Source organism: Streptomyces tubbatahanensis (genome assembly GCF_022699385.1).
GTDB lineage: Bacteria > Actinomycetota > Actinomycetes > Streptomycetales > Streptomycetaceae > Streptomyces > Streptomyces diacarni.
Genome location: NZ_CP093846.1, coordinates 3,396,384 through 3,410,707, shown reverse-complemented (window position 1 = coordinate 3,410,707; position 14,324 = coordinate 3,396,384). Strand labels below are relative to the sequence as shown.

Sequence of the window (14,324 nt, the reverse complement as noted above, 5' to 3'; positions counted from 1 at the left end):
GTCGGCGCCGGCTGTCAATACCGTCTCCGCCCTTCCGCGGGACGGTTGTCAGCGGGATGCGTCAGAATTGCTAGCAGGGCCACCGCACAAGCTGACTAGGGGCTACGCATGTCAGGACTCATCGACACCACGGAGATGTATCTCCGCACCATCCTGGAACTCGAGGAGGAGGGTGTGGTCCCGATGCGTGCCCGCATCGCGGAGCGCCTCGACCAGAGCGGGCCCACGGTCAGCCAGACCGTCGCCCGTATGGAACGGGACGGACTCGTCACGGTCGCCGGGGACCGCCACCTCGAGCTGACGGAGGAGGGCCGGCGGCTGGCCACCCGCGTCATGCGCAAACACCGGCTCGCCGAATGCCTCCTCGTCGACGTCATCGGCCTGGAATGGGAACAGGTCCACGCCGAGGCCTGTCGCTGGGAACACGTCATGAGCGAGGCCGTCGAACGCCGCGTGCTCGACCTGCTGCGCCACCCCACCGAGTCGCCCTACGGCAACCCGATCCCCGGCCTCGCCGAACTCGGCGAGAAGGGCGACGTCGACCCCTTCCTCGACCACGGGCTCGTCAACCTCAACGACCTCGACGCCGACGCGGACGGCAAGACGGTCGTCGTCCGCCGGATCGGCGAGCCCATCCAGATGGACGCCCAGCTCATGTACACGCTGCGGCGGGCAGGGGTGCAGCCCGGCGCCGTCGTCAGCGTCAGCGCCGGCGCGGCAGGGGGTGTCCAGGTGGGCAGCAGCGGCGAGGTGGCGGAGCTGGGGGACGACGTGGCGGCGCACGTCTTCGTCGCCAAACGCTGAGCGCCCCCCGCGGGGCGGCGGAACGAAGCCCCGCGAGACGAAGGGGAGGAAAGGGAGAAGGCGGCTGTCTTCCCAAACGCTGGTCGGCGTACCAGAGTTGCCGGAACACAACGGCGCCGAGCCCCCTCGGGCGGAAGGGAGCCACCGATGCGGCGCACGCCGACCACGGCATCTCCACCGAGCAGGCGGGGCCCCAGCGCCTTCGGCCGCCGGAGCCCCGCCTCCCCATGTCCCCCCACGGCGACCCGGAGCCCCGAGCTCTCAGGGTCTGCCGCCCTCCCGGTTCCTGTCTCCCCCGGGGAACGGCGGACAACCCCGCGCCCGTGTCACTCGAAGGTGGGGTGTTCGCCGTGATCACCGGCTGTTCGAATAAAGGTTCGATAGGCTGAGACGGCGGTCACAGGAGTGGGGGTCTCACACGCATGGTGCGACGGATCGACGTGACGGGAGCGGACGCAGTCCGCTTGGCCGCCTGGGAATTCGCGGACCCGCCCAAGACGGGCCCGGAAGCCAGGCCCAGCCCCGCCGGGTCCTCGACCCCGGCGCGGGGCGCCCGCGCGACACCCGGCGTGCTGTTACTGCACGGCCTGATGGGCCGCGCCTCCCACTGGGTGGGCACCGCCCGCTGGCTCGCGGACCGCTACCGCCCCGTCGCCCTGGACCAGCGCGGCCACGGCCGCAGCGACAAACCCGAAGACGCCCGCTACGACCGTGAGGCCTACGTCGCCGACGCCGAGGCCGTTCTCGAACAGCTCGCCCTGGGCCCCGTCGCGCTCGTCGGCCACGCCATGGGCGCACTGACCGCCTGGCAACTCGCAGCCAAGCGGCCCGACCTGGTGCAGGCGCTGGTCATCAGCGACATGCGGGCCTCCGCGCTCGGCGAGCAGTCCCAGCACGAATGGCAGCACTGGTTCGACTCCTGGCCCGTGCCGTTCGCCACGCTCGCCGACGTCCGCAAGTGGTTCGGCGAGGACGATCCGACACTGGAGCGCTCCCGGCCCGCCCGCGGCGCCTACTTCGCCGAGGTGATGGCGGAGGGGGAGGACGGCTGGCGGCCGGTCTTCTCCCCCGGCGTGATGATGCGGGTGCGCGAGACGTGGATCCACGACGCGCACTGGGACGAGCTCGCCCAGGTGCGCTGCCCGACCCTCGTCGTACGGGGCCTGGACGGAGAGCTGGGCAGAGCCGAGGCCCAGGAGATGGTGCGGGTGCTGCCGCGCGGGATCTACGCCGAGGTGACGGAGGCGGGCCACCTCATCCACTACGACCAGCCGGAGGAGTGGCGCCGGGTGGTCGAACCCTTCCTCCAAGCCGCCCTCCCCTCAAAACCCTGACCTCTCCCACCCACCCCCCTCACCACGCCGGGCGCCTGCCGTGCGCCTGCCGGCGGGGCTTGGCGGCGATGTGGCCTGGCTCGGCGGGGTGCCCCGCCGAGCGGGGGCGACGGCCTGGCCGTTGGCGGGGTGGCCTGCCGGTGCGGGCCGGGGTGCGGTGGGGACGTGAGTCGGTAAAGCTCCCGGCAGGGGTTGGCGCGTCGGCGGGGTCGTGGCCGGTTCGGGCGGGGCCAGGGTGCGGGTTTGCCGCCCGGCGGTGGCGGTGTGGCCTGCTGGTGCGGGCCGGGGGCGGCCTGCCGGTGCGGGCCGGAGTGCGGAGGGGACGTGCGTCGGGGCGGCCCGCCGAGCGGGGGCGGCCTGACGGCGGCCTGGCCGTTGGCGGGGTGGCCCGTTGGCGGGGGCGGTGGCCGGTCGGTGGGTTCACGGTGCGGGTGTGCCGCCCGGCGGTGGGGGAGCGGCCTGCCGGCGCGGTCCAGGGTGTGGCCTGCCGGCGCGGTCCGGGGTGTGGCCTGCCGACGCGGGCCAGGGCGCGGCGGGGAAGTCAGTCGGTGAAGTCCCCGGGCGGGCGTGAGTCGGGGGAGGGGGCGGCCCCGGCAGGGGCGCCGTCGCGGCGGGGGCGCTCCGCCTGGTGGGGGGCTCCCCCCAGTGGGGCGCTCCCCCCGGTGGGGGCGCCCCCCGCGGGGGAGAAGTCAGGTGCCGTCGACCGCCAAGGTGCGGTCGACGGCTTCGCTGGCGCAGGCGTAGGCCAGCGTGGGCACCAAGTCGTCGGCGCCGGGCAGCCAGCGGTTGGCCGCGTTGGGTTCGCGCGCCCACTGGACGGGGCCGTGCGCCCCCAGGCGCGTGGGTGGGGCGGCCACCCAGTCGCCCTCTCCTTTGGCCCGCAGGTCCAGCCCGGTGGGTGACCAGCCCAGGCGGCGAAGCGTGTGCGGCACGGTGGCGGCGACGCCGGGCAGGACGAAGAACGTCATGCGTGCGTCGGGTGAGCTGGTGACGGGGCCGAGGGGCGCTGCCATGCGTTCCAGTCGGGCGAGGGCGAGGCAGCCGGCGGCTTCGGAGACTTCCAGGGCGTCGAAGGCCCGTCCGGTCGGCAGCAGGACGGCGGCGCGGGGTGCGGTCGTCCACAGGTGGCGGGCGGTGGTGGCGCTTCCCGTGGTCTCGTCCGTCCAGCGGGGGCGCGCGGGGTGGGCTCCGGGCGCGGGGCAGGCGGGGTCGGCGCACGAGCAGCGCGGTACGCCGTGCACCGTCTCCAGCCAGGTGCCGGGGAAGACGTCCCAGGCGCGCTCCCGGGTGTAGCGCAGGGCGTGTTCGAGGGGGGACGCGGCGGGCGGTGCGGTCCGCTGGCCGGGGATGCGCGCGTGCGTGGTCGCTGCTGGGGTGCGTGTGCGGGTCTCTTCCACGACCATCACAACTTTTGGTCCGGTCGGGGGTTACGGGGGCAGAACGGGGCGTGCCGAGGCGCACGGTGGGGGCCGGGGTGGCCTGGTCCTGGTGGCGGGGGCGTGGGCGGGGCAGTCCGCGCTCGGGGCAGCGCATGGGGGCATCTGTGGGGGCGCGTGCACGAAAGAGCGGTCTTGGCTGGGTAGACCCTCTGTGGCGCGTTGTGTCGAGAGAGTGCCGGTTGGCAGCGTTTCGCCGGGTAGTCACGGGCTCGTGGCATATGCGTCACCAGCGGGGCGACAGCTGAGCAGGTGCCGGCGGCGCAGCTGAGCAAGTACGGGAGCAGGCAGGCCTTCACGATGGAGGGGGACCGTATGGCCGCCAGGCCGCTCGTCGCGAGGCAGCCCAACGAACGGCTGCAGGCGCTCATCCAGGAGGCCGCGTGCTCGAACGCGGGGCTCGCCCGCAGGGTCAACATGTGCGGCGCGGAGCACGGTCTGGATCTGCGGTACGACAAGACGTCCGTGGCGCGCTGGCTGCGCGGCCAGCAGCCGCGCGGGCGTGCACCTGGCATCATCGCCGAGGCGCTCGGCCGCAAGTTGGGCCGCACGGTGACGATCGACGAGATCGGGATGGCCAACGGCAAGAACCTGGCCTCGGGTGTGGGCCTCCAGTTCGCGCCGACGGTGGTCGGCGCGGTCGAGCAGGCGTGTGAACTGTGGCGCAGCGACGTGGGGCGCCGGGACTTCCTGAGCGGTTCGACGGTGGCCGCCTCGGCGCTGGTCGAGCCCAGCAGGGACTGGCTGATCACCCAGCCCGACCACCAGGTCGCCCGCGCCTCGGGGCCGCGGGTGGGCGCTGTGGACGTGGCGGCCGTGACGTCCATGACCGAGGCGCTCTCCCAACTCGACCACCGCTACGGCAGCGGCCACATCAGGCCCGTGGTGGTGCACTACCTCAACAGCGTGGTGTCGGGCCTGCTGGCGGGTTCGTACCGGGAGTCGGTCGGCAGGTCGCTGTTCGCCGCCGTCGCGCGGCTGACCGAACTGGCGGGCTACATGGCCGTGGACACCGGGCAGCACGGTCTGGCGCAGCGCTACTACATCCAGTCGCTCCGGCTCGCGCAGGCGGCGGGGGACCGGGCGTACGGCGGCTATGTGCTCGCCGCGAGCATGAGCCATCTGGCCGCCTCCCTGGGCAACCCGCGGGAGATCGCGCAGCTGGCGCGCGCGGCGCAGGAGGGGGCGCGCGGGCGCGTCACCCCGCGTGTGGAGGCGATGTTCCACGCGGCGGAGGCCAGGGGGCACGCGCTGATGGGGGATGAGCGCGCCTGCCAGAGCGCGGTGAACCTCGCGCTGAGCGCCATGGACGCGGCCGACGCGGCGAAGGGTGCGGGGGACGACCCGCCCTGGATCGGCCACTTCGACCGCGCCTACCTCGCGGACGAACTCGCCCACTGCCACCGCGATCTCGGCCAGGCGCGGAGCGCGGCGGCGCGGGCCGAGGAAGCCGTCGCGGCGCACCCGGAGGGCCGGGCCAGGCGGCGCGCCATCGGTCTGTTCCTGCTGGCGGACGCGCAACTCCAGCAGCGGGAGGTCGAACGCGCCTGCCACACGGGCACGCAGGCGGCACAGTTGCTCGCCGGGCTGCGCTCGGACCGGGGCGCGGAGTATCTGGACGACTTCCGGCAGCGCCTGGAGCCGTTCGCACGGGAGGCCGTCGTGCGGGAGTTCGCCGACCGGCTGGAGCACGCACGGGCCGCCGTCTGAGCCCCGAGCGCCTGTGGCGGCATGCGCGCTATGAGGCTCTTTAGGGGTATTGACCCGGATATGAGGGGAAGGAAGGGTGTCCGCACATCTGGGTGCGTGGTCCCCCCTTCGGGGTAACCGGTAGCGTGAGCCGACGATTCCGTCGGCATGCGAACGAGGAGCCTCGGTGACAACGCACAACGGACGCGGACAGGACGGGACTTCCGGCTCTGCCGGTGACCCGCTGCCCGCTTCCACGACCCCGTACGAGGGTGTCGTGCTGCCCGCCAACGGTGAACCGTGGACTCCTCAGCAGCAGCGCGAGGCACAGGCCGAGCGTGACCGGGTGAGCCCCCCGACCGGCCAGCCGTGGGGCCAGCCCTGGGGCCCCGACTCCGCTCCCGCCTCTCCCTCCCCGCACAGCCCCGGCTACTGGGGCCCGTCCGGCGGCGAGGCCGACCCGGGCGCGGGGCAGCTGGAGGCGGGCGCCCACGCCGCGGGCGCTGGTGCCCTCCCGAGCGGTGGGGGCGCCTACGGCGGCGGTCCCGACGCGGGCTCCTACGGCGGCTACGGCGGCGGCCCTGACGCTTACGCCGGCGGCCCCGACGACAGCTCTTACGGTGGCGGTCCGGGCGCGTACTCCTACGACGCCCACGGCGACGCGGCCTACGGCGGCGGCTCCGCTGACGCGGCCTACGGCGGCGGCTCCGCTGACGCGGCCTACGGCGGCGGCTCCGGCGGTACGGCCTACGGTGGCGGCCCGGCGGACGCGGGCTCGTACGGCGGCGGCGCGGTGCCGCCGGCCGGCGGCACCTACGGCGGCGCCGGTGTGGCGCAGCCGCTGCCGCCCGAGGGCACGCCTGCCCGTCCGCCGCACCCTCCCTCGGTGCCGCCCGCCCAGGGCGCGGATGCCGGCGCGATGCCGCAGCCCCCTCCCACCGGGCCTTCGGGCCCGGGCGCACCGCACGGACACGGGGGGTACGCACAGCCGCCCGGCGCCCCGCACGCCCCCGTTCCCGGGCAGCAGCCCGGCGCGACGGCGTTCGGGCAGCAGCCGGCCGGCGGTGCCGGGCCCCTGCCGCAACCGGGCGCCCCGGGCGGCTACCCGCCCGCACCGGGAGGCCCACCCGCTCCGGATGCCTTCCCGCCCGCACCGGGCGGCCCGGGACAGCCGCAGGCCGGAGGCGTGCCGCAGCCCGGTGGGGCGCCGTACGCCGGGCCGGCCGGCGCGCCCGTGCCAGGTCCAGGCCCCCTTCCGCCAGAACCTCCCGCCTCCCGCGGGCGGCACGCGCTGCCGCAGACAGGCCAGGCGCCGCAGCTGCCCGCGCAGGCGGGGAACCATCCGGAGTTCCCGCCCGCGCCGCAGCGACCGGTAGCGGGCCCGGACAGCGAGGCCACGCAGCTCTTTCCGCCCTTCCCTGCGGGGGACCCGCAGGGGCACGTTGCGGCGCCCACCGGATCCGAGGACGGCACGCAGCTCCTTCCGCCGCAGCCCGCGGGCCCGGTGGGCGGTCCGGACAGCGAGGCGACCCAGTTCATCGCGCCCGTGCCCGGTGGCGGCGAGGCGACCCAGATGATGCCGGCCCCCGAGCCACCGGCGGGCGGCGGCCCGTCCGGCCCGTCCGGCTCAGGTGAGCGGCGCCCGCTGCCGGAGTTCGAGAGCCTCTTCAGGGCCGAACCGGGGCAGTCCGCCTCGACGTCCGGGCCCGGCGCGGGGCCGCGCGGTGCGGGCGACGACGAGCCGGGCTCGACCCAGAACCTCCCGCTCTTCGACCCCGCCTCCGAGCAGCAGGCCCCGCCGCGCGGCGGCTACGGCTACCCGCAGCCAGGATCCGGCCCGCGGAGCGGTTACGGCTATCCGCAGCCAGGATCCGGCCCGCGGGGCGGTTACGGCTATCCGCAGCCGGGATCCGGTCCGCGCGGTGGCTACGGCTACCCGCAGCAGCCGGGGGGCGGTCAGCGGAGCGGTTACGGCTACCCGCAGCCCGGTGCGGAGCAGCAGCCGCAGGGCGGCCGCGCCGCGGCCCGGCGGGGCGGCGACCGCAGCCGGCGCCGGGTGCCGTCGGGCGTGCTGATCGCCGGTGGTCTCGCGGGTGTCGCGGTGATCGGCCTGGTGGTCGGCGGTCTGCTCCTCGCGGGCGGCGGGGGCGGCGGCGGTGACGACAAGCCGCAGGCCTCCAGCGCACCGGCGGGGGAGGAGTCCTCCACGGCTCCGGACCCGGCCGAGGCGCAGGCGAAGAAGCTGGACGCGCTGCTGGCGAACAGCAACAACAGCCGCGCCAGCGTCATCCGTTCCGTGGAGAACATCAAGCAGTGCAAGGCCCTGGACAAGGCCGCCAAGGACCTGCGTGCGGCGGCCAAGCAGCGCACCGGGCTGGTACGGCGCCTCGGGGAGCTGAAGACGGACGAGATCCCCGACAGCGGTCAGCTGACCGCCGCGCTCAAGAGCGCGTGGAAGTCCTCGGCTTCCGCGGACAACCACTACGCGGCCTGGGCGGACCAGGCGGGCGGCAAGAAGGGCTGCCACAAGGGCAAGGCCAAGCCGACCAAGCAGACCGCCCAGGGCAACACCGCGAGCGGCACCGCGACCACGGCCAAGAAGAAGGCGGCGGGGCTGTGGAATCCGACGGCGAAGAAGTACGGGCTCAAGGAGCGCCAGTTCGGCCAGCTGTGAGGCCACCGCGAGGGGCCCGAGGGCCGTCGCCCGTCAGGCCAGGGCCCGCGCTGTGGCCGGTGTGCGCGGAACGTAGGGTCGGTGACCATGCAGCAAGCAGCTACCACGAAGTCTTCCCGACGTGGCCGTCGTTCCACCACCATAGGCGGTATGCCTGTCAACGACGTGCCCTGGTGGCGCTGGCGCAGCAACGTGCGCTCGGCGCTGCACATGCTCTCCGACCAGACGTTCCAGCAGGAGTGCTGGCTGGCGGGCCGCCCCGGATACGGTGACGTGACGGACGCCGTCTACCGCCTCGTCGAGGACACCTGGCTGGACAACTGGTCGGCGGAGAAGTACGTCGGGACGATCTTCCGTGACGACCAGGAGGCCGAGCTCGTCGACGCGGCCGTCCTGCGGGTGCTGCGCATCATGCACCAGGTGGGCGCCGACGCCCCCGTGGCCTCGTACCTGGAGCACCAGGGCTGGCCGGACGCGGTGCGGGCGGCGCGCGAGGCCCATGTGAGGCTCGCCACCGCCGACGGTGACGACCCGGACGAGCCGCCGCGTTCCCTCGAAGTACTGGCGATCATGCTGCGGACGGTGTGAGCGCGGCACGGACGGTGTGAGCCCGCCACGGGTGGGGTGAGCGCGCTGCGGACGGTGTGACCGTTACGGTGGACGGAGGGTTCGCGCCGTGGGCGGTGTGCCGGGGCATCCGCCGCGATGTGCCAGTCTTGAGGCCATGAGCCAGTCGCACCCCGTTCCCGACGAGACCGGCAACCCGGAAGAACGCCGCGAAAGCGGGCAGCCGGGTCAGTTCGTTCTCACCCTCTCGTGCCCCGACAACACGGGCATCGTGCACGCTGTCTCCAGCTACCTGTTCATGACCGGCTGCAACATCGAGGACTCCCAGCAGTTCGGGGACCGCGACACCGGGCTCTTCTTCATGCGCGTCCACTTCACCGGCACCACCACGGTGGACAAGCTGCGGGCCAGCTTCTCCGCGGTCGGCGACTCCTTCCGCATGGACTGGCAGATCCACCGCGCCGAGGAGAGGATGCGCGTCCTGCTGATGGTCAGCAAGTTCGGGCACTGCCTCAACGACCTGCTCTTCCGCTCCCGCATCGGCGCGCTCCCCGTCGAGATCGTGGCCGTCGTCTCCAACCACACCGACTTCGCCGAACTCGTCGACTCCTACGGCCTCACCTTCCACCACATCCCGGTGACGAAGGCCACCAAGCAGGACGCCGAGCAGCGGCTGCTGGAGATCGTCGAGCAGGAGCGCGTCGAACTCGTGGTGCTCGCCCGCTACATGCAGGTGCTGTCCGACACCCTCTGCAAGGAGCTGTCGGGGCGGATCATCAACATCCACCACTCCTTCCTGCCGAGCTTCAAGGGCGCCAAGCCGTACCACCAGGCACACGCGCGCGGCGTCAAGCTGATCGGCGCCACCGCGCACTACGTGACGGCCGACCTCGACGAGGGCCCCATCATCGAGCAGGAGGTGGAGCGGGTCGGCCACGACGTCACCCCGGAACAGCTCGTCGCCGTCGGCCGCGACGTCGAGTGCCAGGCCCTCGCCCGCGCCGTCAAATGGCACAGCGAGCACCGCGTCCTGCTCAACGGCCACCGCACCGTCGTCTTCGCCTGACCCGTTCGCCCTCGCTCCGACGGGCGCTCACATGCGGGAGAGGGACGCGGCGGCGAAGAGCACGTCACGGATGGCGTCCCGGTCGCCGTCCTGCCCGGCGGCAGCCTCCAGCGGCGGTACGTGCCCCGCGGCGAGCTGGCAGAACTCCAGGGAGTCCAGGGCGACGTGGGCGACCGTCTCCTCCGGCCCCGCGCGTGCCCCTGGGGAGTCGAGCGGCAGATACCAGTCGCCACCACCGTCCCCCTCGACCTCCAGGTGGAGCGTACGGCCCGGAGCGCCGGCCGGGGCGAGCCCGCGCGGTGGCGGAGCGAGCCCGGCCCGGCGGCGTGCGGCGAGGGCTCCGGGCAGCTGGCGCGCGGCCAGGTCGACCAGCGGCGTCAGATGGGCGGCGACGGGCGGCCCGTAGGGGTAGTCCACCGCTTCGGCGATGTCCTGGGCGTGCTTCCAGCACTCGAAGGCCCGGTCGAGGAACGCGTCGGGCAGCGGCAGGGAGAAGCCGCCGTAGGACACGAGCCGCGTACGCGCACCCGTATCCGCTGCCTCCGCTGTGCCCGCTGCTCCTGCCGTATCGGCCGCACCGCCGGCGGCTTCGGGGCCTTCCGCCTCGGCGGCGGTGAGGAAGGAGACGTCCCGGATCATGGCGTGGCTCTGCTCCCGCCACGGCCTCCGCGCGGCCGGCGTGTGCGGGGCGGCACGATCGAGCGCCCAGTAGAGCTCCGTACGCGCCTGCGGGCCCGCGTCGTGTTCGACGCGCAGCGCTCCGTCGGGCAGCGGGTCGGGCAGGCCGAGGCCGGCCGCGACCAGGCCGTCCACCGCGAGCAGATGGCCGAGTATGCCGGCGACCGTGGTCTCCCGGTCCGTCTCCCGGCGCCCGTCGAACCAGCGCAGCCGCACCGGCGCGCGCCACTCGTCCGCGGCCATGTCCCGCAGCAGCGCGTCGAGACGGGCGGTCTCCGCGTCGAAGGGCGCCGCCCAGACGGGCAGCGGAATGCGGGCGGGACGGCTCTCGAGGCAGCCTTCGAGAACCTGGGCGCGCAGCTCCGGGTCCAGGTCGAGGCTGTCCTCGGAGTGCAGCAGACCGACGGCGTCGCGCAGCCGCAGCGCTTCGTCGGCGCAGGGCGCGCAGTCGGTCAGGTGCGCCTCGACGGCGGCGGTCTCCTCGGCCGAGCAGGCCGCCAGGGCCCAGGCGCCGAGCAGTGACTTGAGCACCGTGTGGTCGAGCGGCTCCGATGCGCGAGGTGGGCCGGGGCGCGGGCGCCCGGACGGCGCGTCCGGCCGACGGGAGGCCCCGTGCGCCTCCGCGCGAGGGGAGACGTCGGGGGCGTCGGACGCGTCGGCCTGGCGCGGCACCTCGGGCGGGGGCGGGTCGCAGTGGGGCGAGAGGTCGGACGCGTCGGCCTGGCGCGGTACGCGATGCGCCTCGGAAGCCGTCCCGCGCTCCTCGGACCTCTCGGTCCCCCCGGGCACATCAGCCCCCTCGGGATCCGCGCTCACTTCCGGCTCCTCGGACAGGCCGGGTGCGGCGGACTCGCGGGTGCCGTGCGGGGCGCGCGGCGGCCCCTGGCCGTCGGGGCCGGAGGGGCCGGAGGGGCCGCTCATGGTCGGCCCCTCGGACCCGGCGGCGCCATGGCGGGCCGGGTCACGGCGGAGGAGAGGAGCTGGAGACCCAGCCGCAGACGCCGCCTGGCCTCGTCCTCGGTGACGCCGAGGGTGTCGGCCGCCTGCCGGTAGTCGCGCCGCTGGAAGTAGGCGAGCTCCAAGGCGGCGCGCAGCGAGGAGGGCATGGAGGTGACGATGTAGTCGGCGCGGGCGGCGGTCGCGGCGGCCCGTACCTGCTCCTCGATCCGTTCGGCCTCCTCGGGCGAGCAGGGTCCGTCGCTGCGCTGGAGGCGGCGCAGCCTGCTCGTCGCCGTGCGCTGGGTGAGCGCGGCGATCCATGAGCGCATGGGGCCCTCGCGGGGGTCGAAGGAGTGCGGGTTCTGCCAGATGTAGGCGAAGACGTCGCGGGTGGCGTGGTCGGAGGCCTCGTCATCGTCCAGCACGCGGTGGGCGAGGCTGTGGACGAGCGAGGCGAAGCGGTCGTACAGCTCGCCGAGCGCCGCCGCCTCGCCGCGCTCCAGGCGCTGCTGCATCTTCCGGTCCCAACGCGGTGCTGTGTCGTGCGCCATGCTGCCCCCCAGCTCTCGGCGTCGCCTTCCGCTCCCTGCGGCGCGGTGCCGCCGCGCTCGGCGGTTCCGCTTCCGCTTCCACTCGTGTGATGCCCGTCAACCCCTCGAATGTAGTGCGAGCCACTGACAGCGCACGCCCCTTTGCCGCAACGCGCTCCCCTGGACCGTCGCGGACAGTGCGGTTTCCGTCACGTACGGCAGGTGCACGGCCGGGGCGAACGGGGGTAGAGAGAAGGAAGATACGCGCGCTGCCGAGAGTTATGGGGGCGTGACCACAAGTTCCCGCAGGTTTCCCGGGGTAATACCTCAGGACGGCATAGGGTCGTTCCCTGGGACCAGTTTTGGAGGGGGCGCGCAGGGCAGCCGACTGCTGTAGGCGATCGACGAAGGGGTTGCGGGGAGTGTCGTTGAAGGTGCTGGAGGAGGAGCGCGGCGCGTGGGCCGTGCTCCGGGTCTCAGGTGAGCTGGACCTGGTCACCTCGCCCGCGGTGCGGCAGCACGTGCACGACGCCGTGGCCGAGGGACGCAGGAGTCTCGTGCTGGACCTGTCCGACGTCCTCTTCTGCGACTCCAGCGGAGTGGGCGTGCTGATCGCTTCCCGACGGCTGATGCGCTCCTGCGCCGGCCGCCTGCGGCTGATCCTGCCCGCACGGGGCGCCGAGGAGGGCTCCCATGTGAACCGGGTGCTCTCCGCGCTGGGCGTGCGCCGCCTCTTCGACTGCTACCCGGATCTGGAGGCGGCCACCGACGCCCGCGCCGCCACGGGCCCCCTCACCGCGTAGCACCCGCCGGCAGCCGGCTGCGCCATCCGTTGTCCGCTGCGCGCTCTCTCCACGTGAGACTCGTTCCGGCCCCGCCGGCCCCGCCGGCCCCGCCGGCCCCGCCAGCCGTTCCGGCCCTCTGGTCGCTCCTGCTCTGTCAGGCGAACCGTTCCCGTAGCCGGTACTTGAGCACTTTGCGCAGTGCCTCGTTGCGCGGCAGGGCTTCCAGGATCTCGAGCTGTTCGGGCAGCTTGTAGGTGGCCAGTCCGCGCTCGCGCAGGCAGGTGGTCAGCTCGGCGAGGGTGAGGGGCGGCGCGCCGGGTGGCTGTTCGACCACGGCGCACACCCGCTCCCCGCGTTCCGCGTCGGGCAGCCCGATCACCGCGGCGTCGGCGACGGCGGGGTGCTCGTAGATCAGCTGCTCGACCTCTTTGGCCGAGATGTTCTCTCCCTTGCGGATGATGATGTCCTTGGTGCGCCCGGTGAGGACCAGGTGCCCGCTCTCCAGTACGCGCCCCAGGTCGCCCGTGATCAGGTAGCCGTCGGCGTCGAAGGTCTCGGCGGTCTGTGCCGCGTCCAGATATCCCTGGCAGACGGCCTCGCCGCGCAGCCGCACCTCGCCCTCGCTGCCGGGTGGCAGCGGTGTGCCGTCCGGGGTGGTGATCCGGATGTCCATGGCGGCGGGCGGGCGGCCCTCCGTGGTGGCCAGGTGGGTGGGGGTGTCGTCGGGCGCCCCCATGGTGATCATGGGGGCTTCGGTCATGCCGTAGCCGTGGGTGAGCAGGCACCCCAGCTCGGTCACCACCTCGTGGTACAGCTCGGCCGGCTTGGCGGCCCCGCCCCCCGCGAGCAGCCGCAGGCTCGGGATGAGCTTCTGGCCGGGCTGCTTGCGCTGTTCGGCGAGGAACATGGCGTAGAAGGCCGTCGAGCCGCCCGCCGTGGTCACCCCGTGCCGTCGGTATCCGGCCAGCGCGTCCGGCAGCGCGAACCTCTCGAACAGCACGGCGGGAAACCCGTACAGCAGGAGCATCACCAGGTAGTCGGGGCCGCCGATGTGCGCGTAGGGGAAGGCGATGGAGCCGACGTCGTCGGGGCGCAGCCGCAGCGCGTGCGCCAGGCACGAGCCGCCCGCGATGAGGCTGTGGTCGGTGTGGCGGACACCGCGCGGCTCCGAGGTGGTGCCGGACGTCCAGTAGATCCACCGCACCCGTGTGCCGTCGTCGGGCGGTTCCGGCAGGCGCGTCGGATCGCCGTCGGGCAGGGTGTCGTAGGCGGTCAGGGTGCGCGGTGTCAGGCCGTGCTGCGCGCCGATGCGGTCGGCGAGGGACCGGTAGTCGGTGCCGCGCCAGGTGCCGGGGTGGACGTACCAGGCGGCGCCCGTCGCGCGCAGGGCGAGAGCCACCTCCCGCTCCCCGTACACGGGGATGACCGGTGTCTGGCGTGCGCCGATCCTGGCGAGTGCCAGGGAGAGCACGACCGTCTCGATACGGGTGGGCAACTGCCAGGCGACGGTGTGCCCGGGGCGTACACCCTTCTCGTACAGCCCGGCAGCGGTGCGCTCGGCGTGGCGGCGCAGCAGGCCGAACGTGACGGTGCGGTCGTCGGACGGGTCGTCGGCGGCCTGGATCAGTACGGGCGCCTCGGGGGTGAGCTCCGCCCGGCGGACGAGAAGCTCCCACAGGGTCCGGGCGGTACCGAGCGCGTGCGCGTCGCTCGCCCCTGGCGCGTCGTTCGCGGGCGGGTGTGCGGTGCCTGGTTCGCGGGCCGAGGCTCCGGGTTCGCGTGCGACAGCGGACATGCCGCCTCCTCCCCTTTTGCTGACGGG

Annotated in this window: 11 protein-coding genes; 7 read left to right on the top strand and 4 right to left on the bottom strand. The window is 74.1% G+C overall.

The genetic code is table 11. From position 1 onward, the window contains the following. The first annotated feature begins 108 nt into the window (after positions 1-108). Positions 109-804 (top strand): iron-dependent transcriptional repressor DtxR, encoded by a 696-nt coding sequence (locus MMF93_RS14525; protein WP_242751701.1) that lies wholly within the window; start codon positions 109-111, stop codon positions 802-804. A gap of 422 nt (positions 805-1,226) precedes the next feature. After that, positions 1,227-2,138, top strand: a complete 912-nt coding sequence (locus MMF93_RS14520; protein WP_242751700.1) for an alpha/beta fold hydrolase — start codon at positions 1,227-1,229, stop codon at positions 2,136-2,138. 689 nt (positions 2,139-2,827) lie between these two features. Here MMF93_RS14520 and MMF93_RS14515 read toward each other — a convergent pair. Further along, positions 2,828-3,541, bottom strand: coding sequence for a bifunctional DNA primase/polymerase (locus MMF93_RS14515; RefSeq protein WP_423835424.1), 714 nt, complete (start codon positions 3,539-3,541; stop codon positions 2,828-2,830). A gap of 348 nt (positions 3,542-3,889) precedes the next feature. Here MMF93_RS14515 and MMF93_RS14510 point away from each other — a divergent pair, with 348 nt between their 5' ends. From MMF93_RS14510 to purU, 4 genes are all read left to right on the top strand, one after another. Next, a complete protein-coding gene (locus MMF93_RS14510; RefSeq protein WP_242751699.1) occupies positions 3,890-5,284 on the top strand; it encodes an NsdA family TPR-like regulatory protein in 1,395 nt (464 codons plus the stop codon). Positions 5,285-5,450: 166 nt separating this feature from the next. After that, positions 5,451-7,937 carry a hypothetical protein gene (locus MMF93_RS14505; RefSeq protein ID WP_242751698.1) on the top strand — a complete coding sequence of 829 codons (2,487 nt, stop codon included), beginning with the start codon at positions 5,451-5,453 and terminating at the stop codon, positions 7,935-7,937. Positions 7,938-8,087: 150 nt separating this feature from the next. After that, positions 8,088-8,525 carry an SCO4402 family protein gene (locus MMF93_RS14500; RefSeq protein ID WP_423835423.1) on the top strand — a complete coding sequence of 146 codons (438 nt, stop codon included), beginning with the start codon at positions 8,088-8,090 and terminating at the stop codon, positions 8,523-8,525. A 136-nt stretch (positions 8,526-8,661) separates the two neighbouring features. Then, positions 8,662-9,570, top strand: a complete 909-nt coding sequence (gene purU, locus MMF93_RS14495) for a formyltetrahydrofolate deformylase (protein WP_242751696.1) — start codon at positions 8,662-8,664, stop codon at positions 9,568-9,570. 27 nt (positions 9,571-9,597) lie between these two features. On the opposite strand, the gene MMF93_RS14490 is transcribed toward purU, so the two are convergent. Together MMF93_RS14490 and MMF93_RS14485 are read right to left on the bottom strand one after the other, a co-directional pair. After that, complete coding sequence (locus MMF93_RS14490) at positions 9,598-11,169, bottom strand: zf-HC2 domain-containing protein (protein WP_242751695.1); 1,572 nt, start codon at positions 11,167-11,169, stop codon at positions 9,598-9,600. Next, complete coding sequence (locus MMF93_RS14485) at positions 11,166-11,738, bottom strand: RNA polymerase sigma factor (protein ID WP_242751694.1); 573 nt, start codon at positions 11,736-11,738, stop codon at positions 11,166-11,168. The genes MMF93_RS14490 and MMF93_RS14485 overlap by 4 nt, the downstream gene beginning before the upstream one ends. Positions 11,739-12,139: 401 nt before the next feature. Between MMF93_RS14485 and MMF93_RS14480 the strand changes: the two genes are divergently transcribed. Then, positions 12,140-12,520: an STAS domain-containing protein gene (locus MMF93_RS14480; RefSeq protein WP_181856434.1), complete on the top strand. Its 381-nt coding sequence runs from the start codon at positions 12,140-12,142 to the stop codon at positions 12,518-12,520. A 136-nt stretch (positions 12,521-12,656) separates the two neighbouring features. Here the strand turns inward: MMF93_RS14480 and MMF93_RS14475 are convergent, their stop codons facing one another. Beyond that, positions 12,657-14,297, bottom strand: coding sequence for a class I adenylate-forming enzyme family protein (locus MMF93_RS14475; RefSeq protein WP_242751693.1), 1,641 nt, complete (start codon positions 14,295-14,297; stop codon positions 12,657-12,659). Between the last annotated feature and the right edge of the window lie 27 nt (positions 14,298-14,324).